At 61.6% G+C, this 19,756-nt stretch carries 20 protein-coding genes and 1 tRNA gene; 3 read left to right on the forward strand and 18 right to left on the reverse strand.

Features of this window, described 5'->3' with window-relative positions; all coding sequences use genetic code 11:
• The first annotated feature begins 39 nt into the window (after window positions 1-39).
• On the forward strand, window positions 40-1,992 hold the full coding sequence (locus C0456_RS03515; protein ID WP_291048345.1) for an alkyl sulfatase dimerization domain-containing protein: 1,953 nt from the start codon (window positions 40-42) through the stop codon (window positions 1,990-1,992).
• Between the two features lie 57 nt (window positions 1,993-2,049).
• Here the strand turns inward: C0456_RS03515 and C0456_RS03520 are convergent, their stop codons facing one another.
• The 8 genes from C0456_RS03520 to C0456_RS03555 all read right to left on the reverse strand — a co-directional run bounded on the left by C0456_RS03520 (window position 2,050) and on the right by C0456_RS03555 (window position 10,767).
• Complete coding sequence (locus tag C0456_RS03520; RefSeq protein WP_291048347.1) at window positions 2,050-2,430, reverse strand: hypothetical protein; 381 nt, start codon at window positions 2,428-2,430, stop codon at window positions 2,050-2,052.
• 82 nt (window positions 2,431-2,512) lie between these two features.
• Window positions 2,513-3,532, reverse strand: coding sequence for a DUF3137 domain-containing protein (locus C0456_RS03525; RefSeq protein ID WP_291048348.1), 1,020 nt, complete (start codon window positions 3,530-3,532; stop codon window positions 2,513-2,515).
• Between the two features lie 78 nt (window positions 3,533-3,610).
• On the reverse strand, window positions 3,611-4,150 hold the full coding sequence (locus C0456_RS03530; protein ID WP_291048350.1) for a GNAT family N-acetyltransferase: 540 nt from the start codon (window positions 4,148-4,150) through the stop codon (window positions 3,611-3,613).
• Window positions 4,140-5,156 (reverse strand): isoaspartyl peptidase/L-asparaginase family protein, encoded by a 1,017-nt coding sequence (locus C0456_RS03535; protein ID WP_291048352.1) that lies wholly within the window; start codon window positions 5,154-5,156, stop codon window positions 4,140-4,142. The genes C0456_RS03530 and C0456_RS03535 overlap by 11 nt, the downstream gene beginning before the upstream one ends.
• A 2-nt stretch (window positions 5,157-5,158) precedes the next feature.
• Entirely contained in the window at window positions 5,159-7,879 is a 2,721-nt protein-coding gene (locus C0456_RS03540; RefSeq protein ID WP_291048354.1) for a valine--tRNA ligase, read from the reverse strand.
• A 90-nt stretch (window positions 7,880-7,969) separates the two neighbouring features.
• The gene (locus tag C0456_RS03545; RefSeq protein WP_291048356.1) at window positions 7,970-8,638 is read right to left on the reverse strand and encodes a PopZ family protein; all 669 of its coding nucleotides are present in this window, start codon (window positions 8,636-8,638) and stop codon (window positions 7,970-7,972) included.
• Between the two features lie 99 nt (window positions 8,639-8,737).
• Window positions 8,738-10,018, reverse strand: coding sequence for a TolC family outer membrane protein (locus C0456_RS03550; RefSeq protein WP_291048358.1), 1,281 nt, complete (start codon window positions 10,016-10,018; stop codon window positions 8,738-8,740).
• Window positions 10,019-10,113: 95 nt separating this feature from the next.
• Window positions 10,114-10,767, reverse strand: coding sequence for a protein-L-isoaspartate O-methyltransferase (locus C0456_RS03555; RefSeq protein WP_291048361.1), 654 nt, complete (start codon window positions 10,765-10,767; stop codon window positions 10,114-10,116).
• 162 nt (window positions 10,768-10,929) lie between these two features.
• Between C0456_RS03555 and C0456_RS03560 the strand changes: the two genes are divergently transcribed.
• Window positions 10,930-11,003: transfer RNA gene (locus C0456_RS03560), tRNA-Cys, on the forward strand.
• A 7-nt stretch (window positions 11,004-11,010) separates the two neighbouring features.
• Here the strand turns inward: C0456_RS03560 and C0456_RS03565 are convergent.
• The 8 genes from C0456_RS03565 to C0456_RS03600 form a co-directional block, all read right to left on the reverse strand.
• On the reverse strand, window positions 11,011-12,117 hold the full coding sequence (locus C0456_RS03565) for a tyrosine-type recombinase/integrase (RefSeq protein ID WP_291048363.1): 1,107 nt from the start codon (window positions 12,115-12,117) through the stop codon (window positions 11,011-11,013).
• Window positions 12,098-12,301, reverse strand: a complete 204-nt coding sequence (locus tag C0456_RS03570; RefSeq protein WP_291048366.1) for a hypothetical protein — start codon at window positions 12,299-12,301, stop codon at window positions 12,098-12,100. Before C0456_RS03570 ends, C0456_RS03565 begins: the two co-directional genes overlap by 20 nt.
• 118 nt (window positions 12,302-12,419) lie before the next feature.
• Window positions 12,420-12,752, reverse strand: coding sequence for a DUF2190 family protein (locus C0456_RS03575; protein ID WP_291048369.1), 333 nt, complete (start codon window positions 12,750-12,752; stop codon window positions 12,420-12,422).
• A 1-nt stretch (window position 12,753) separates the two neighbouring features.
• Complete coding sequence (locus tag C0456_RS03580; protein WP_291048372.1) at window positions 12,754-13,011, reverse strand: hypothetical protein; 258 nt, start codon at window positions 13,009-13,011, stop codon at window positions 12,754-12,756.
• Window positions 12,969-14,804, reverse strand: a complete 1,836-nt coding sequence (locus C0456_RS03585) for an HK97 family phage prohead protease (RefSeq protein WP_291048375.1) — start codon at window positions 14,802-14,804, stop codon at window positions 12,969-12,971. Before C0456_RS03585 ends, C0456_RS03580 begins: the two co-directional genes overlap by 43 nt.
• The gene (locus C0456_RS03590) at window positions 14,797-16,146 is read right to left on the reverse strand and encodes a phage portal protein (RefSeq protein WP_367179199.1); all 1,350 of its coding nucleotides are present in this window, start codon (window positions 16,144-16,146) and stop codon (window positions 14,797-14,799) included. The genes C0456_RS03585 and C0456_RS03590 overlap by 8 nt, the downstream gene beginning before the upstream one ends.
• Window positions 16,143-16,739, reverse strand: coding sequence for a MerR family transcriptional regulator (locus C0456_RS03595; RefSeq protein WP_291048381.1), 597 nt, complete (start codon window positions 16,737-16,739; stop codon window positions 16,143-16,145). The genes C0456_RS03590 and C0456_RS03595 overlap by 4 nt, the downstream gene beginning before the upstream one ends.
• 79 nt (window positions 16,740-16,818) lie before the next feature.
• Complete coding sequence (locus C0456_RS03600) at window positions 16,819-17,052, reverse strand: hypothetical protein (RefSeq protein ID WP_291048384.1); 234 nt, start codon at window positions 17,050-17,052, stop codon at window positions 16,819-16,821.
• Between the two features lie 99 nt (window positions 17,053-17,151).
• Between C0456_RS03600 and C0456_RS20875 the strand changes: the two genes are divergently transcribed.
• Window positions 17,152-17,379 carry a multiprotein-bridging factor 1 family protein gene (locus tag C0456_RS20875; protein ID WP_367179204.1) on the forward strand — a complete coding sequence of 76 codons (228 nt, stop codon included), beginning with the start codon at window positions 17,152-17,154 and terminating at the stop codon, window positions 17,377-17,379.
• On the opposite strand, the gene C0456_RS03605 is transcribed toward C0456_RS20875, so the two are convergent.
• Both C0456_RS03605 and C0456_RS03610 read right to left on the reverse strand, forming a co-directional pair.
• Window positions 17,351-19,204, reverse strand: a complete 1,854-nt coding sequence (locus C0456_RS03605; protein WP_291048387.1) for a phage terminase large subunit family protein — start codon at window positions 19,202-19,204, stop codon at window positions 17,351-17,353. The genes C0456_RS20875 and C0456_RS03605 overlap by 29 nt on opposite strands.
• Window positions 19,197-19,733: a hypothetical protein gene (locus tag C0456_RS03610; protein WP_291048390.1), complete on the reverse strand. Its 537-nt coding sequence runs from the start codon at window positions 19,731-19,733 to the stop codon at window positions 19,197-19,199. The genes C0456_RS03605 and C0456_RS03610 overlap by 8 nt, the downstream gene beginning before the upstream one ends.
• Between the last annotated feature and the right edge of the window lie 23 nt (window positions 19,734-19,756).

The following is a 19,756-nucleotide window of genomic DNA, read 5'->3' on the forward strand; positions in this document are numbered from 1 at the left end:
CGTGTCAAGAGGCATCGCATACATTCCGGGGAGAGACACATGCGCCGTCATCTTGTTGCAGGCCTAGCGGCCTTGCTGGTTCCTGCGCTGGGCGCGGTGGCGGAGCCGGCGAAGGCCACCCAGGCCACGATCAATGCCAACAAGGCCTTCGCTGAGGGGCTTCCCTGGGAGGATAATTCCGAGGCCGAGCTTGCTGCGCGCGGCTTCGTGGCGACGCGGGAAGACCCGGTGATCCTCGGCGCGAATGGCGAGAAGGTGTTTGACCTCAGCGCTTATGATTTTACCGACGGCCCGGTTGCCGAGACGATGAACCCGAGCCTCTGGCGGCATCTGGGCCTGCTGAAGCAACATGGCCTTTATGAGGTGACGCCCGGCCTCTGGCAGGTGCGCGGTTTCGACATTTCGGTGATGAGCATCCTTCAGGGCGAGACGGGCTACATTATCGTTGATCCGCTGACGGTGACCGAATCGGCGGCGGCGGCTTTTGAGCTTGTGAAGCAGCATCTGGGCGACAAGCCGATCCATGCGGTGATCTATACTCACAGCCATGGCGACCATTTTGGCGGCGTGAAGGGGATTGCCTCGGTAGAGGATGTCGAGGCCGGTAAGGTTCAGATCATCGCGCCGGAAGGCTTTATGGAACATGCCGTCAGCGAAAACCTGATTGCTGGCCCGGCCATGAGCCGGCGGGCGAATTTCCAGTTCGGCTCGCGGCTGGAGCCTGGCCCAGCAGGACAAGGCGGCGCAGGCATCGGCACCGGCATTCCGCGCGGCACGATCAGCCTGATCGCGCCGACCCATTCGGTCACGCAGACCGGCGAGACGATGGTGATTGACGGCATTGCCATCGAATTCCAGCTGACACCCGGAACCGAAGCGCCCGCCGAGATGAACTTCTACATTCCGCATCTGCGCGCGCTTTGCCTGGCGGAGAATGCCAATGCGACGATGCACAATGTGCTTCCGCCGCGCGGCGCGCTGGTGCGCGACGCCAAGGCGTGGGCGGACTATCTGACCGAGTCCATCGCCCTCTATGCTGACAAGACCGATGTGATGTTCGTGTCTCATGGCTGGCCGCGCTGGGGGCAGGCGGAGATTACCGAGTACATGGCGCATCACCGGGACGCGTACAAATACCTGCATGACCAGACCATCCGCCTGATGAACAAGGGCTATGTGGCCAGCGAGATTGCCGAGGTCATTGCCCTGCCGGAGAGCCTGGCGCGCAAATGGTACAATCGCGGCTATTACGGCACGATGTCCCACAACTCCAAGGCGGTCTATCAGCGCTATCTTGGCTGGTATGATGGCAACCCGGCCAATCTCAATCCCTGGCCGCCGGAAGAGGCCGGCAAGCGCTATGTAGCGGCGATGGGCGGGGCGAAAAAGGCGCTGAAAGTGGCGCAGAAGGCCTATGATGGCGGCGACTATCGCTGGGCGGCTCAGGTGGCGAGCCATATCGTATTTGCGGACGATACCAATATGAAAGCGCGCGAATTGCTGGCAAAAGCCTTCGAGCAGATGGGATACCAGGCCGAAGGATCCCTGTGGCGGAACATGTATCTGACGGGCGCCGCCGAGGCGCGAGAAGCCCCGACCGATCGTCAGATCACGACCGTTTCCCCGGACATGATCGGGGCGATCAGCACGCCTCAGGTGTTCGACATGCTGGCAATCCGGGTTGATCCGGTGAAGGCAGAGGGCATTGCCACGTCTGTGGCATTTGTTTTCCCCGACCGGGGCGAGGCACGGCGTGTTTCCATCCGCAATTCCGTTCTGATCCATGAGGAAGGCGTTGCGGGCCCCGTGGAGGCAACGGTCATCATTCCGCGCCCGGCCTTCCTCGCCATGTTGTTTGCCGGGCAGACGGCAGCGGCCCTGATGGAAGCGGGGATCATGAAGGTGGAAGGCGATCCGGGCGCGACGGCCGCGCTGATGTCCGTCTTCGATCCGGCCGATACCGGCCCGCCTTTCGAGATCGTGACGCCCTAAACAGCAAGGCCGGGTGTTGAGCCCGGCCTTGTTCGCTCTGGCGGCAGCGCCGGAAATCTATTTCTTCGTGCAGCGGCTGTTGAAGGCGGCGACATCGTCATTGTACTGGCGAACGCTGGCCTGCAGCGCGAGTTCATGCCGGGCAAGGCGCTTTTTTGCCTCGTCATAGGCGGCCTTCGCGGTGTCGGCAGCGGCGGCATGGCCGGCGGAGGCGCGGCGGTGGATCTCGATATCCTCCCAGGCCTCGCCAGTGGTTTCCACGGTTTCGGCAGCCTCATCCCGCAAGGCGGTCAGCTCTGCGATTTCGGCCTGCTTGGGAGTGAGCGTCGCAGCCATCGCCTTGCAGGCCTGCATGTCGGACGCGCCATTGGCTTGAGCAGCCGCCACGGGGCCGGCAACCATCAGCGCGGCCAGAAGCGCGGGGCGGAAAAAGGGCATCGGGAACTCCTTGCAATCGGGCTGATTATCCGGGGCGGCGATGAAGCGAGCCTGAACGGGTCTGCCACTTCACCGCCGCATTTCAGGCGTGGTTCTGATCCACCCGGATACGGCCGGCCGTGATTTCATCAATAATGTTGAAGACGGCGTTGAAGTCTTCCAGAAGTTCGCGCACGCGGTCTGCGCTGTCGAGCGGCTTGAACATGCTGCCGGGCTCGAACAGGTTCCCGCCCTGCACGGTGATCAGCACTTCGCCGCCGTCAAAACAGGCTTTCAGCTTGCCACCCTTGAACACATGTTCGAGATCCACGAGTTTCTGCATCACATCCGGAGTGAGCAGGTAGCGGCTTTCAACCTGGTCTGTGGTGTAGACTTCGAATATCTTTTCAAAGGTCGGATCTTCCAGGCCCGCGCGCTGCATGCCTTTGCCGCCGCCGAAGCGGTTGAAGAAACCGGCATCCCGCGTCACCAGCGTTCGTCCGTAGAAGGTCTTGTGGAAGTCGAGGCGCAGGCACTGGCCCTTGAACACCGTGACCCAGGTTGTCCGTGTGCGGCCTTTGGAGTCTGTCGTGGTGCGCTTTTCTTCAAGATGGGCTTCGAACAGTTCGAAATTCACCTCGCGGCGCACGCCGGTGATATAGTCCTCATACTTTGAGCGGTCCCAGCCGGGGACGACGCCGACTTCCTTGTGGCGGTAGATCGACTGGACAGCGCCGGGCGCGGCTGTGAAGCTCAAGCCAAACTGTTCGGCAATCGGCACCACGATCAGGTCTTTTGCTTCCCTGGCAAGCTGGGTGACGCCATGCTCGCCGGCGGCAAAGACGATGATGCCGATGAACCCGGCGACAATGGCGATCCAGAGCATCTGCGTCAGGAAAGCTACCGCCAGACCCGCAGCGATCACACCTCCGGCGATCCAGCGTAGCTGGATGGCGCGCCTGGTGACTTTTATCCGCTCTTCTTCGCGCGCCAGCAGCGCGGGGCGGATGCGTTCCTCGAAGATCTGATCGAAGCCCTGAAACTCCCTGGGCAGACCTGCAAGCGCCTGCCGGATGGCCTGGTTGCCTGCGGAGGGTTCCGGGGAGAGTGAGGTATCCGTCATGCCAGTTGTCCCGAACTGTCGATTGCGCGGTCAAGTCTAGGGCGAGTTGGCCGGGGCTGAAAGGCCCCGATTCCAGGGTCAGAGCGCCAGCCTCAGCAGGAATTCGAGATCTTCGTGGCGCCCGACCGGGAAGATGAACTCTCCCACCTTTTCCCAGCCATAGCGGGCATAGAGGCGCTGGGCCCCTACATTTTCCGAATAGACGCTGAGATAGATTTCCGGCGCGCCCTGGGCGCGGGCCCAGGCGAGGGCCTCGCTCACAAAGCGCGAACCGAGGCCGCGCCCTTGCAGGGGCGTGTCGACATAGAGGCGCTTCAGCTCCACCGCGCCCGGCCGGGCATTTTCAGCAGGCAGAGACAGCGGGCTGCAGAGCAGATAGGCCGCCAGCGCGCCTGTTTCAGTCCCCGCCACGCGGATCAGATTGCGCGGATCGGCGAGATAAGCCGCATAGGTCGCGGGCCCGTGGAACTCTTCGAGAAAGGTCGCGAGGTCTTCGGGGCGGTAGAGGTGCCCGAACTTGTCCGTGAAGGTCTTCCGCGACAGCGCGGCCAGCGCGGACAGATCGCCAGGCACCGCATCCCGAACCGTGAGGGCAGGGGCGGGTGCGTCAGTCGTCATCGCTCTGGCCGTAGATCGCGGTGCCCGAACCTGAGGCATCGATCCAGCCGCGATACATGCCCGCAGAGTTGAAGACGAAGCCATAGTCGCCATCGCCGCCGATCACGATGACGCCGCCATCACCGCCGAGCGCGGCAACTTCATCCAGCGCGGCGCCGGCGGCAGCTTTCACGTCTTCTCCTGTCAGCTTCACGCGGTCACAGATCGTCTTGGCGACGGCGACGCGAATGAAATACTCACCATGGCCGGTGGCGGAGACGGCGCAGACGCCGTTTTCGGCATAGGTGGCCGCGCCGATCAGCGGGGTATCGCCCACACGGCCGACGGCTTTCGCGGTCATGCCGCCGGTGGTGGTGGCTGCGGCGAGGTCGCCCTTCGCGTCGATGGCGACGGCGCCGACCGTGCCGTGACGGTCAGCGGCGGTACGGGCGCGTTCCTGCAGGACGCGCTCCAGCGCCTCGCGGCGTCGGTCAGTGTCGAAATAGCTGTTGTCCACCATTTCCAGGCCCTGATCCTGCGCAAACGCATCTGCGCCGGTGGCCGCGAACATGACGTGTTCGGACTTTTCCATCACGGCGCGGGCGGCTTTGATGGGGTTCTTCACGCGCGTCACGCCCGCTACGGCGCCAGCATTGCGGTCGCGCCCGTCCATGATGGCGGCGTCGAGTTCATGGGTGCCTGCGGCGGTGAACACCGCGCCATGGCCGGCATTGAAGAGGGCGTCGTCCTCCATCGTCAGCACGGCGGCTTCGACCGCGTCGAGCGCGCTGCCGCCTTCGCGCAGCACCTTTGCGCCTGCCTCAAGCGAGACATTCAGGGCGGCGATGTAAGCGGCTTCCAGTTCGGGCGTCATGCTGCCCGGAAGGATGACGCCCGCCCCGCCATGGATCACGAGACGCCATTCAGGTGCCGCTTGCGGGGCAGGGGCAGGCTCGGCGGAGACACTGGCGCAGGCGGTCACGATCAATCCTTCGAGGGCGAATGCGAGCTGCGTCAGTGTCTTCATTTTCAGATCCCTTCAAGGCTCTTGCGGGCGGCTCTCAGCTTCTCCCGGCGCGCGGTCCAGTCGCGGATACGCTCGCGGTTTTCTTCGACAATCTCTTCGGGCGCCTTGGCCACAAAGTCTGCATTGCCGAGTTTCTTTTCGGTGCTGGTGATGTCCTTGTCCAGCGTGGCGATTTCCTTGTCGAGACGCTTGCGCGCTTCGGACACGTCGATCAGATCCGCGATGCTGAGGGCGGCAACGGTTGATCCGACCACGGCCGAAACGGCGCCGGACGGCATTTCGTTCGGCAATGTCAGATCATCCACGCGGGCCATCCGGCGGAGGATTTCCTCATGCGCGCCAACGCGCATCAGATCTGCCGTCGACGCGTTCACGATGGCGAGCGGCACCTTGGCGCCGGCCGGCACGCCGAGATCGTTCCGCAGGGAGCGGATTTCGGTGATCAGGTCGATCAGCCAGGTGATCTCCTCAGCGGCAGCATTGTCGCGCCAGCCGGTGGCCTTCGGCCAGGTCTGCAGCATCAGGAAGCCCTGATCGCTTGCCCGGCCAGGCGCGCGGCGTTCCCAGAGTTCTTCGGTGATGAAGGGCATGAAAGGATGGAGCAGTTTCAGCGCCTCGTCGATCACATAACCGCAGACCATGCGCGTCTCGCGCTTGGCGCCGTCATCCATGCCTGCGAGGAGCGGCTTGATCAGCTCCAGATACCAGTCGCAGAGCGTATTCCAGATGAACCGGTAAAGCGCGCCGGCGGCTTCATTGAAGCGGTATTCCTCAAGGCCGCGCGTCACGTCTTCCACGCAGGCGGAAAGCTCGCTGAGAATCCAGCGGTTGACGGGGCGTTCGATGGTGGACGGATCAATTTCGCCCGGCGCGCCGCACTCGTTCATCTCGGCAAAGCGCACGGCGTTCCAGAGCTTGGTCGAGAAGTTGCGGTTGCCTTCCACCACCTGTTTGGACAGGCGGATATTGCGGCCCTGGCCTGCCAGGCGGCTCATCGCAAAGCGCAGGGCGTCGGCGCCATATTCGTTGATGAGGTCCAGCGGGTCCATGACGTTGCCCTTGGACTTTGACATCTTCTGGCCCTTCTCGTCGAGGACGAGGGCGTGGATGTAAACGTCCTTGAACGGAACCTGACCGGTGAACTCGATGCCCATCATCATCATCCGGGCCACCCAGAAGAAGATGATGTCAAAAGCGGTGACCAGCGTGGCGGTTGGGTAATAGGCTTTCAGCGCATCCGTTTCTTCCGGCCAGCCCTGCGTTGAGAAGGGCCAGAGGGCGGAGGAGAACCAGGTATCCAGGACGTCTTCGTCCTGAACCAGCTTCTTGCCTGGTCCAGCTGCCAGCTGCGCCTCTTCTTCAGAGTTGGCAACAAAGCAATTGCCGTCTTCATCATACCACGCCGGAATCCGGTGCCCCCACCAGAGCTGGCGGCTCACGCACCAGGGCTGGATGTTGTCCATCCAGTTGTAATAGGTCTTCGTCCAGTTCTCGGGCACGAAACGGGTGAGGCCATCTTCAACGGCCTTGCGGGCAGGCTTGGCCAGCGTGCCGGCATCGACATACCACTGATCTGTGAGCCAAGGCTCGATAACCACACCCGAGCGGTCGCCGAAAGGCTGCTCGATCTTCAGCTTTTCGATCCGTTCCAGGAGTTCCAGCGCCTCGAACGCCTCGACGACCTTGTCGCGTGCCTTGAAACGGTCGAGCCCGCGGAAATCTTCCGGAATGCCGGCTGCATCGGCTTCGGCGCCGCTGACAATCGCGGCAACGGCGTTGAGAATATTCAGCGGCGTGTGGCCCGCGCGCTTGCCGACTTCAAAGTCGTTGAAGTCGTGCGCCGGGGTGATCTTCACGGCGCCGGAACCTTTTTCCGGGTTGGCGTATTCATCCGCCACGATCGGCACGCGGCGGCCAACGATGGGCAGTTCAACGAACCTGCCGACGAGGCTCTTGTAGCGCTCATCGTCCGGGTGAACGGCCACGCCAGTGTCGCCCAGCATGGTTTCGGGCCGCGAGGTGGCCACGACGATATAGTTGCGTGTCTCGGTGCCGGCCGGATTGCCGTCTTCATCCTTGACCGGATGTTCATAGGTGACGCCATCAGCCAGCGGATAGCGCAGGTGCCAGTAATGGCCGTCGACTTCCTTCTGCTCGACTTCCAGATCGGAGATCGCCGTCTGGAAATGCGGGTCCCAGTTCACGAGGCGCTTGTCGCGGTAGAGCAGGCCCTTGCGGTAAAGCTCGACGAACACCTTGGTGACGGCCTTGGAGAGGCCCTCATCCATGGTGAAGCGCTCGCGGCTCCAGTCGCAGGAGGCGCCGAGGCGTTTGAGCTGGCCGGTGATGGCGCCGCCCGACTGCTCTTTCCATTTCCAGACGCGCTCAAGGAAGGCCTCGCGGCCCATTGTGCGGCGGTCCTGATTGCCTTCCTGGGCCAGCTGGCGCTCAACCACCATCTGCGTGGCGATGCCGGCATGGTCCGTGCCCGGCTGCCAGAGCACATTCTTGCCGCGCATCCGCTCAAACCGGATCAGCACATCCTGAAGCGTGTTGTTGAGCGCATGGCCCATGTGCAGCACGCCGGTAACGTTCGGCGGCGGAATGACGATGGAATAGGCCTGGGCGCTGGTATCGCCCGATGGATGGAAGCAACCCGCTTCCTCCCAGGCTTTATAGAGCCTCGGTTCGGCTTCGGCGGGGTCAAATCTCTGATCAAGCATCGTTTTCGTGTGGGCTTTGCGGGCAGGGCATAAAAGAAAAGCGCGCCGGTAAAGGCGCGCCGTTCCCTATAGCAAGTTTGAGGGATGAGGCTAGCGCGCCATGCGGGCAATCCGCTGTACTTCAGCTTCTACCTTCTCTTCGACGATGCGGGCGAGGTTGGCGTCGAGCCATTCCTTGACCATCGGCTTCAGCAGCTCGCGCACCAGGCCTTCCAGCGTGTTGTCGCTGCCAAGGTCCATCTTGGAGATCAGCTTGCCGAGCGCGCCAGCGGCGGATTCGGCGGTGTTGGGGTCAGTCAGAGGCTCATTTGCATAGCGCGGTGCGGCAGGCATTTTGGGCTCCGGTTGAGGGGCGGGTTGAGCGGCGCGGGGGGCAGGTCTCGGGGCCGGGCGGAAGGGCGCCTCGATTTCAGGCTCCGGTTCCGGCAGCGGGGCGGGGGCTGGCGCGGCGGCTTCCCGCGCGGTCGAAGCACCGAGAATCGCCTCGAAGGAGAATTCGGGGCCTTTGATCTCGGTGGTGAATTCTTCAGCGACTTCACCGGCAATCTCGTCGGCGAGATCTGCGTCGTCTCCCTCGAACATGCCAAGATCATCGGCATCGTTATCGTAGGAGAAATGCGGGCGGCTGGCCGGCTCGGCCGTCACCTCACGCATAACCGGCCGCCCGGCAGGGGGCGCAGGGCCATCATCTGCGATGATCTTGCGGATCGATGCGAGGATTTCCTCCATCGTCGGCTCTTTATGTGCTTCGTTGGCCATCTCAGCCCCTCGCTGGCGGAATCACAATGTCTGATACCACCGTTAGGCCGCCGGGGTTAACAAGCGTTTGACATTATTAACGCCTGAGAGGCGAGTGGATCAGCCAATAGTGCCCAGTGCGCCAGTTGCGCGCAGCAGGTTGTGGGCCGCAACATACGCGTCTCTTTCTGCGGCGACCAGTGCCAGGCGCGCTTCGAACAGCTGCTGCTCCTGATCGAGGGCGTCCAGCGTCGAGCGCACGCCCACGGCGAGTTCTTCCTGGGCCCCTTCGTAGGCGATTTCTGCTGCTTCGACCTGACGGCGCGAGGCTTCGATCGAGCGCAGGGCGGCGTCATAGCTGAACCAGGCCTGGGTGACCTGCGCGCGCACCTGCGTTTCCAGATTGTCCACAAACCGCCGCGCCTGTTCCCGGCGCAGCTTGGCGCTCTCGGTCTGGGCCTTCACGACACCGCCAGTGAGCAGCGGAATGCGAGCCTGCGCCAGAGCGGACACGCTGGTATCGCGCTGGTCGTTATTGCCGAAAGTTTCCTGCACGCCGGCTGTTCCGACGAGGCTGACCTGCGCGCGCCCATCGGCCCTGGCCGAATCAACGGCGGCTTCGGCCGCGCGGAGATCTTCGCGGGCAGAGGCAATGGTCGGGTTGTCCTTGATTGCTGTCACCAGCGCGGTCTCGAGGGTTGCCGGCAGCGGCGGCACCGGCGGGGGCGGGGCCAGATCGCCAGGGCGAAGCCCGGTCAGATACTGATAGTTGGCTTCGCTGGCTTGAAGGGTTGCCTCAGCGCCAGCAAGTGCCGCGCGGGCGCCTTCCAGCCGCGCCTGCGCCTGCGCCACGTCCGTGCGGGTGACAACGCCGACATCGAAGCGGTCCTGCGCGGCGCGCACCTGCTCTGCAGTGACCTCGACATTGTTCCGGCGGATGGCGACGGCTTCCCGGTCGCGCACCACATCCATGTAGGCGGTGACAACCTGCAGCGTCAGATCCTGACGGGCAGCGGCAAAGCCGAGATCGGCCGAGCTGATGCCGGCTTCGGCCTGGCGAATGCCAGCGGAGACCTTGCCGCCGGTATAGATCGGCTGGACAGCCTGCAGCTGCGCCGTCGCAATCGGCCGGTCGCCAAGATTGAAGGCAAACGGGCTGGTCGTGTCGGTATATTCATAGCCGCCGCTGGCGGTGAAGTTCACCGTCGGCCTGCCTGCGCCGCGCGCGGCCACCAGGTTCTGCCGGGCGATATCCGTGCGGTAGCGCTCGATTTCCAGCTGCGGATTGGTTGCAAACGCCGAGGCAATCGCTTCCGGCAAGGTTTCGGCGAGCGCCGGCGCCGCCATGAAGAAGGAAAGAAGGCTGGTGCCGATCAGCAGCCGGGGCGTGAGCTTACGCATGATGAATACCCTGTTGGTCCTGTCAGCAGGGTATATAAGCTTTTCTTTTAATAAGGTGAACGCTGTTCACCAAAACATATGGACGCAGGGTGTCTTCAGAAGGTGAAGGCCGGTTTGCGGTCAAATTCCACAAGGCGCGGCGGGCAGGCATCGAAGCCGTCGCGTGAGGAGAGGGTGTCTCCCGCCTTTGTGAAAACCTTGCCGCGGCCCAGGCGCCCGTCATCGCCGACAACGGCCACGAGGCGGCCCCCATCGGAAAGCTGCGCGCCCCATGCTTCCGGCAGGGTTTCCACCATGCCGCAGACATAGATGACATCAAATGGCGCCTGTTCGGCCAGGCCCTCGGCCATCTTGCCTTCCACCGGCGCAATGCGATCAAGGCCGAGTTCGGCAAAGCGCGTGCTCATCGCGTCCACGAGGCCCGCCTTGTCTTCCAGCGCGATCACCGTGTCAGCCAGGTGGCTGATAAGCGCCGCTTCATAACCAGAGCCTGCCGCAATCACGAGCACGACATCTGTCGGCTTGATCTGAGCCATCTTGATCAGCTTGGCCGTATCGCGCGGCGTCCAAAGGGACCGGCCGGGTGCGGTTTCGATTTCCATCTCCGAATAGGCAACGGAGCGGCGCGAGCTGGGGACGAATTCCTCGCGCGGGGTGCGCAGGAAGGCGGCCACAATCGCCGGATCGGTCACATCATTCGGGCGGATCTGGCTGTCCACCATGATTTCGCGCGCAAGGTCGAAGTCCATCTTGAAAACGCCGTTTCTGAATCGCTGGATCGGTATGCCCCCTGTATCACGGCGGCTGCGCCGCGCAATGCGCAGGATCGCCGCGACATGCTTCTTCTGTGAAAGGTGATGAAAGGCCGATTGTCTCCGCGCCCAAGCGCTGCTAGAGGGCCTTTCTCCTGAGGCCCTATGGCGGAGTGGTGACGCAGCGGATTGCAAATCCGTGCACCCCGGTTCGATTCCGGGTGGGGCCTCCACAATCAATCATTTTTCGTTACCTTTCAGGTTGTTGGTGTGAGAATTGGCTAACCTGCCCTCTTGGTTCGCCAAATTTTGTTCCCGTTCCATATCAGGGCTGAGCTTGTGCATTGCTTGCCGGGCGAGTTTCAGCCTGTCTGCAGCACGTGAATAACGCGCCACTTCGCTGAGGCTTCTGTGACCAGTGATGGCAGCGATTTCATGTGGACTGCAGCCGGCCTCAGCGAGGCGTCGTGCACATGCTTTGCGGAGGCCATGAGGGGAAAGGCCATCTGGTAGGCCGCAGGCTTTGGTGCGGGCTACAAACCACTGTGAGAGGGATTTGACACCATAAGGCGCCCCTCGATCTGTCAGGATGAACATTGCCTGACCGAGATCTATTCGATCTATTTCTGCCTGCAGCTCAGGCAGAACGGGGACCGCGACCGGCTGGCCGGTTTTTTGCTGAGTAATTGATATGGCGCCGCCTTTCAGGTGCTGGCGGCCCATTCGGGTAACGTCGCTCACCCTCTGTCCGGTGCAAAGGAATAGCTCCAGCGCTAGGCGTTCTCGGGTTCCGGAAGGGTACGATTTCCGGAAGTGTTCGATTTCGTCGTCGGTCCAGGTGCGATGACCTTCCGATTGATCTTTGACCTTCCGGATGCCTTGGGTCGGATCGATCGATACAAGGCCGTGACGCTGGCCGTGGCTGTAAATGACACGCAGGACCTTCAGCAGTTCGTTTGCAGCCGCGGGGGTGCCGGATCGCTTGCTGATCAATTTTGTGACGTGTTGGCGCTCTAGGCGGGCTGCAGGCAGGCTACCGAACTCATCAACAAACTTGTCGATGATGCGGCGCCGAGGTGTTCTTGTCGCCTCAGCGAGGGCCTGAAATTCCTGGCTCTGCAGATAGTGGACAGAAAGAGCCCGGATGGTTCCCGCCGGGATGCGAGCAAGTGAATTGCGGTTGCCGCCTGTTTCAGAAGCCCTGAGGGCGGCGGCGTAGGCATCAGCGAACTCGCGAGATTGCGGGTCCGGCATAGGGCATTGATAGCCTCTCTGGCGAAAGCGCCAGCGGCGGCGGCCATGTCTGTCGACATAGCTCGAAAGGCCTTTAATCCGTACCTTGCTCAAGCGCGATATCCCACGGGTTAGGGGCGTCAGCCAGCACCGGTTCGGCTTGCTGATCGCTAATTTGAACTGTGATGCGACCATCAGGGTGAAGATCCACGCCAATTGGGCGAAAGCCGCAACGCTGGATACCTGCGAGGCTTTGCGCAATTTTTGCTTGAGAGGGGTATCTAGCTTTGGCGGTCATGGTCACATCGTGCAGTGAAGGGGTAGGCCGTGCGTCCTTGAAGGCAGGGGAAACGGTTGCGGGCGCCCAGGACGCTTTTCGTTGTTCGGCGGGCCTCAGCGCCGTCATCCTGAGCCCGCTAGTTCAATACGGCCGTCAGGCGAACGCGGAGAGAAGATGCGGCTGAGCCGGCGGCCTCAACACATACTCCAATGAGAAAATTGGCTTCGCTTGTTGTTGTGCATTCGCGCTCAGCCGCGTCCCAATACACGCGACTTCCGAGCGTGAAGACCTGCGAAGTGGCCTTCGGGAGCTCATAGACGCCTTCACAGTGAAGCACCAAATCGTGCCCAGTGGCCGCGTCAGCGCCCGCGACGCCGAACAAACGATCGATCAACACGCCTTCGCCAGAAATGATGTTCCTGGGCGAGGGGACTGTGATTGCGTTGCCGGGCTGAATGAAATTTCTCATGTTACCAACCTTTCTTCATGCGGACGGTCAACGATTTCCGCGATTGACCGCCTTGTGCTGTTCTGAGTTCTTCGGTGAGGTCCTGAATGGCGCGGCGGAGCTCAGCGTCCGATCGATATTCGACACTGTTGCCGTCATATTCGACCTTCCGAACCCCAGAAGCGCGCGCCGCTTTCAGGGTTTCAAGCCGTGCTTCTAACTCCGCCACGCTTGCCATCAGGGCACCGCCGCGTGATCGAGCCGTGTCCAGCCCCGCCATTCAACGAACGCGTGGCCAAGATCATGCCGGATCTTGAATTGCAGGGCATCGACTTCGAAGCCCCAGCGGCTTTCCGTCATGGGACCAGGCTGCCCCTCAAGGGTTGCCTTCACGAGGCCGTCCATCTGCGATGGATTAGCGCTGAGCCAGCTCTTGTCTGTTGCGGACAACCGGGGCTCCACAACGACCTGAAGCTTCCCGGCAAGCGGGTTCACATCAGCAATGGCTGATGCTTGGACGGTGGCCACTGCTTTCAGCGCCGTTTCCTCGAATTCAGGCGCTACGATCCAGTAGGCAGGGAACACGCCAACAATAACATTGCCGCGACCCTTGCGCTTTGACATGGCTGCGCGCGCGGTCATGAGGCTGGTAACAATGGTCGCAAGGCTGGTGGTATTCAGCGTGGCGATGTTGCTGCGGTCGCCGTGGAACACCGGCGTTCCGTCTCGCATCGTGGGCCCCGCATGGCTGGCCTGTTCGATGAATGCGACCGCACGATCAGCTTCATCTGCGGCGAGACGCCGTCCCTGCGATCCAGAGAGATTGGCGAGGGCGCCAGCTCCATTTATGTAGAGTTGCCGGCTGATGGAGGTGATGCCGCCAAGAGTGTAGAGCAAGACAGGCTCACCGTCATCGGTGACGGCAGAGGTCTTGAACTCACCGGTTTCCGCAACGCGGTCGACCTTGAGCGTGGTCCAGTCGACAATCACATCGTTCTGCGGGCGGAAGTCCTGAAGGCTGCGCGAGCCAAACAGGGCGGTGATAGGGCTCGCTGCAGCTTCATACTCGCGGCGCACATTCATGTTTACCGCCTCGCCGGCAATCTGCGGCATGTCACTGGTCGCCAGCAGGCGGGTGAAAAGATCAACACGGCTGAGGCCGGTGGTCTGAATGCCCATCGACCGGGCGTAGGAGCGGTGCATTTCGTCCCACTCCAGGCCTGCGAGCTGACGGGCCGCGCCTTGCGGTTCCTCGCCGGTCATCCTGGCAACAATGGCGCCGGTCATAGCACGCCGTACCGCAGACGGATTGTCGAGCGTTTCGGCATTGTGGCGGGTCGCCGTCCGGCGCGCAGGGGCTGTCCGCTGGCGAAGGGCAGCAACGGCGGCAGCCCTTTCGTTGTCCGTTCCGGGATCTTCTTCGCTGTCCATGCTGCGGCTCAAAACATCAGCACCCAGATTGAGGGCTTCTGCTGTCCGGCGGATGATGGCGACATCTTCGGAGGTGGCCGTTTCGGTCGCGGCTTCCGTGGCAGTGTCTTCGGTCTCGATTACTTCGTCTTCCATGACTTTTCCTTTGCTTCTTATGCGCGCCGCCGGGTCCGCCGGATCGACAACCAGAGATGCTTCAACAAGTGTCCACGACATGGCGGTTCGAAGCGGCTTGCTGCCTCGCTCGCCATTTCGGTTCTGCCAGCGGGCAACGCGGTAGCCGACGCTGAGAGAGGTAATGGTGCCGTCTTCGATGCGGCTTGCCAACCAGTCGAGATCGGAACCCTGCGAGAGCCGGGCGCGGCCGACAAGCTGTCCATTCTCGATACGAATGTTCTCGACACGGCCGATTGTATTTTCGACTGATAGAACATGGTCGAGCTGCAGCGGCAGGCTTTCTGGCCAACTCGCTCCGGCAACATCAAGCACCTCGAAAAAGTTGCCGCGATCAACCGGCGCGTCCGTTGCCAAAATGACTTCAAAGGTGCGGAGCTGGGGATTGTAGGTATTGGCAACTGGCCGCATGCGGTTGACGACACGCGAAGGCTGGGCTCGTCTCTGGGCAGATGATCGCTTAAGCATGAGCTTGCTCCGTCTGGGGTAGCGCTGGCGACATTGAAGGAGGGTCGTTGTCGATTTCGCTGCGCACTTCCTCAGGATCGCGCCCGCGAGCGGCTATCACTTCTGATCGGCTTTTCAGGCGAGCGCCGATAGCTGCAATGTCTGCCTCGACTTCGTCCTTCGGATTGATCGGATCCCAGCCGGGCCACATGAAAACAGGCTCGGGTAGTTTGTCCGGATCGGCCTCAAGGCGGCCCGCGAGGATTTCCTGCAGGGCCCAGCGACGGAAGATCGGGCGAAGGGCCTGATGCTCTAGCAGGCTCTTCTGAAGTGCCTTCATCCGCCGACGAAACTCCATCAGTCCGAGGCGGGCGGACGAATAGTTGACCTGGCTGAGGTCGCCCGAAACAAGCTCATAGGGGACGCCAGCGCCAGCCGCGAGGGTACGCATCATATAGCGCGCAAGCTCTGGCTGCGCGCTGGCATCTCCATGGGGGGTGAAGGTAACTTCGGAGTCCGCAGGAATGACGCGGATAACGCCCGGCTCAAGCGAGAGGCTTTCTTCCGAACCACGAGAGAACCCGGCATCGCCGGACGGATCGCGAACGAAACCGGCGAAAAGCGCGGTCACTCGCGCCTTTGTCAGGATTGCGTCTTCGAGCTGGTCGAGCTCGACCGCCCTGGTCGCGATCGATGTGAGCGGCGAGACGCCGCGCATCTGACCGGGGTGGCGCGGATCGTAGATGTGAACGACATCAACCGCCGGAATGCGGACTGAAGGCCCGGCCATCGGGAAGGGGCCATCCGGCGGGGTGGGCAGGACCCAATACGCGACCCGGCGGCCGAACGCGTCGATTTCGATGCCCTGAACGATCATTCCGCCGTCGCCAAGATCTTCGTTCCGGTCCCGGTCGATCTGTTCGGGGCTGACCAGGCGCAACGCGAGCGCGCCAACGTCCGTGGTGTCCAGAATGAAGAAAGCCTCACCAGTGCGGACCCAGCTTTGCACCGCGCGGCGCAGCAAGCCCGCGAGATCAGACACGCCTTCTGCATCCGCTAGGTGCCAGAAGCGGTTCCAGCCGGCGACAATTGCCGTGTCCGGATGATGCAGGGAGGGGCCATCACCGGCGAGATTGGAAGTGTAGGCGTTCTCTACTGCACGCAGCGCCGGAGAATTCTCGACCAGGTAGCCGATGCGGGCGCTCACTAAGCGTGCTGCAGCATGTGCCTGGCTGGCTGGCGCCCTAAGGTGCGCAGACATAGGCCAGCGGCCGCTACCGCCAGCAGCGTCGTAGGAGCGGCGGCCCGTAAGAATTCTGGAGAAACTATTCCGAATGCGGACTACAAGGGACGCCATATTCATTCTTCCGCCATGCTAACCATCCAACGCCGGACCAGCCGGAGAATGGTAGGTGTGTAGTAGAAGGGAATTCCGTTTTGCGATGCCAAGTGAGGCTTGGCGACATGACGGGCTAGCGCCTCTTTTGAGGTAAACAGCCGCACTTGAGGACCAGAGAAAGGCGCTTGTTCTTCCCAAGCCTTTCGGCGTTCAGACAACGAGGGCTCGTCTAGACCCACAGGTTGATAGAGGCCCACCAGGCAGAAATCGTCGGCAACTGCGTCCGTGATGCGCGTCTTCGTGTAATCAGAAAGAAAGTCGGAGAGTTCATCTATCGCAATATTTGCGAACTCCGAAAACTCTCTCGCTAAATCATGGGAGTAACCAATGTGCTGTGCATCGCGAATAACAGCAAAACTTGCTAAGTCGCGCCCCGAATACCGCGCCCAACCCTTATCTCGCTTCTGAGGCTGAGAGGCCCGCGTTCGGCGCCAGTGCCCCAAAGTTTCGTGCGGCACACCAAGCAATTTGGCGGCATCACCTGCTTTGAAAATCTGAACCCGGAACGCGCTCAGAAGCTCTGAATAAGATGCAAGATCATTATCTGGCTGGTTCATGCGGTAAGTCCTGAGGCGTTGCCAGTTTTTCGGGTGATTCGCCCGATCTTTCAAGACACGCAACGCCTCAGGAGTTTAGTTAGGCCGCTTTGCTCTCTTTGGTGGCCTGCTCTACGCTGAGCTTGCCGTGGTTTTTTAGCGTCTCCACGGCGTCTTCGATCTCATGAACTATATCGTCCATCATCAAGCTTAAGGCGCTGATGCCATGCTTCGGCGCGCTGCCTTGCCGATCCCAACCATCGATCGCCATGGTCGCAAGTGCGATTTTGTTTCGGCACTCCAACAACTGATCCATGAGTTCTACGGTGTTCAATCCTTGGCGAGTCATAGTATTTCCTCTCTCTCTGGAAGATTTGAAGAGTGTGCAAATGCACATGTTTGGTTATGCGGAATGAATGACTCCCTGACAAGCATGCATATTCGGGCAGGGCGCGCGGCCGTGGGCTGGTCCATCCAAGACCTCGCCGAAAAAATCGATGCGCACCGGAACACTGTCAGCAACTTTGAGAACGGGCGCACGGAAGATCCTGACATTCTGTCGCGAATGAAAGCGGCCTTAGAGGCGGCCGGTGTCGAATTCCTCTATGGTCCCAAGCCCGGTGTTCGGCTTGTCAATGTCCGCTCATCCAGCGGGAAGTAATGACGCTTCGCTTCTGTTGAGCCGTTGGTGATTCACTGGTGATTGGATCGCTCGGGCCGCGTAGCGGTGCGTCCAGCAATAGCCTTGCCTCGTCGTTGAGCCTCAGCCCCAGCGATTTGAGCCCCTCCAGAGCGGCCATCGCATACACGCGGCAATCGAGCGCTTCGTTCCTGTCCTGGGCGCGTTTACGCCATTCACGGATTTGGCGGCCTTTATGCCAACGGGCGTGCAAGCGTTCAGCGGTGAGCTGTGAAAGCCATTCGCCCTCACGACCTGTGGGGAAGTGAACATAGCCCTCACCCGCTGTATCGATCGCCAGACGGGAATAGAAAACATCTTTGATGCCATCAACGCCGATCACAAAAAGCGGCTGGCCGCCCTTTTTGGCTCTTGATGGCCTGCGGGGCCATGCCGGGCGTCCGGCGCCGGAAGCGCCTTTGATGGCCCAAACACGGCGCGCTGATCTTGCTGCGCAGAATTCCAGCACGGTTGGGGTGTAGTGCCCCCCGCTATCGATACAGCATGCCCTTACTGAAAGAGCGGGCGCATTGCGAGGCGGTGTGTAGCGGCGACCTAGAATGCCATCGAGGGTTTCCCAAGTCGCGGCATCAGCAGGCGAACCAGGTATCACGATATAGTCAAGGCTCCAGCTTTCTTCGCCAGCGCCCCACCCAACCAGCTCCACTTCAAGCCTGTCATCCTGAACGTCGACCCCAGCGGTGATTACAGCAATGCCGTCAGGGAGCGCGTCTCCCCAATTTTCAGCACGCGCAGCGAGGCTTTCAGGTTCAAGCCGCGTCTGCCCATCATCCCAAGTCTCAGCGAGCGCGGTATTCGTCCAGGTCTTTAGGCGGGAAACGTCGCGCCGGGACGCTAGGAACTCAACGGCAATCTCGCCCCATGTTTCAAAGGGGGAGTAGAGCGAGGATAGCAGGAAACCGGCGGTGCGGCCGTCGCCCTGGCCGGTGGCGATCCATTCTCCGGCGCGCAGCATGGCGGCTTTGTGGTGTTCCCCGATCGGGTCGCCGCAATGGGCACATTCAAGATAGGCTTTCAGGGGCTCACCGCTTGGCCATTTGATGCGTGCCCACTCAATTGTCTGCATGGCGCCGCAATGCGGGCAGGGGACCTGATAGCGGCGCTGGTCGCTTTCCAGATAGGCAGCCTCGATGCGGGAAAAGTCGCGGATGGTCGGGGTCGAGACCATGAAGATCTTGCGTTTACCGGCGAATGTGGCCGTGCGTTTAACGGCCAGCGAAACAGGGTCTCCTTCGCCTTCAACGTCGCTGGGGTATCCATCGACCTCGTCCAGGAAGAGGTAGCGGGCGGGCGTCGAGCGCAGGGCAGATGCAGCGTTTGCGCCCGTCATGACCAACTCGCCGCCAATGAAGCGTTTCGAAGTGGCGGTATTGCCGGGGTCGCGCGAGCGAGGGGCCACGACCCTTTCAGCCAGCACAGGCGAAGATTGAATGAGCGGGTCGATACGGGTCCGGGTGTTGCGCCGCACGACATCGATCGATGGCATGACCAGGAGCGCCACGCCCGGCGCCTGGTGAATGATGTAGCCGATCCAGTTTAAGCCGGCTTCGGTGCCGCCGAGCTGGGCGCCCTTCTGGAAAACGACCCGTTCGAAGGGCGAGCCGGTCGAGAGGCAATCCATGATCTCGCGCATGTAGGGCACGCGGTCAGTGCTCCACGGTCCCGGCTCTGCGCTGGCCGAGGGAAGGAAGCGGTGCGCGTCCGCCCATGATGATACACTCATCTGCAGCTCTGGCCTGAGGCCTGAGCGCCATGCAACATCAAAGGTGTCCCAGCCGTCAGCCATCTTCGATTTCCTCATCAAGAAGGTCGACCAATGGCGTGTCGGCAAGCCTGTTGAGGTGCTCTCGCATCTCTCGATCGAGCGCAGCAAACAGCGCCCTGGTATCCACGCCGAGCTCAGCGGCAATGCGAGGGGCCACGCGGGCGGCAAAGCCGATATGGGCGTCACGCTCAGCTCTGGCGCGTTCGAATGCCGCGCGCTCCACTGTCGCCCTATCGACAAGGCGACCGGCTTGTTTGGCTGCTTTTTGCTGCAGCAGCTCGCTGTGTGCGCGCTCGCGGGCAAGGCGGGCCTCGGCCAGCTGTGACATTTGGGCCGCTGGAGCGGGGTCAGGATCGCTGGCGCGGCGGTTCACGTTTGCTTCGAACCATTCGCGACCGTCATCAACGTCAATCCGGCCATCTAGCCGAACAGGCAGGCCCTGCTCAATCAACTGCGATACCCGCCCAGGTGAAATGCCCAACATCCGGGCGAAGTAGCCTTTCGAAACTGCGCTTGGCGTTTGCTCGGGTGCGTCGAGATTGGGGAACATGGCTTGGCTCAGTGCATTGTTTA

It is taken from the genome of Hyphomonas sp., from assembly GCF_013823385.1.
Taxonomy (GTDB): Bacteria; Pseudomonadota; Alphaproteobacteria; order Caulobacterales; family Hyphomonadaceae; genus Hyphomonas.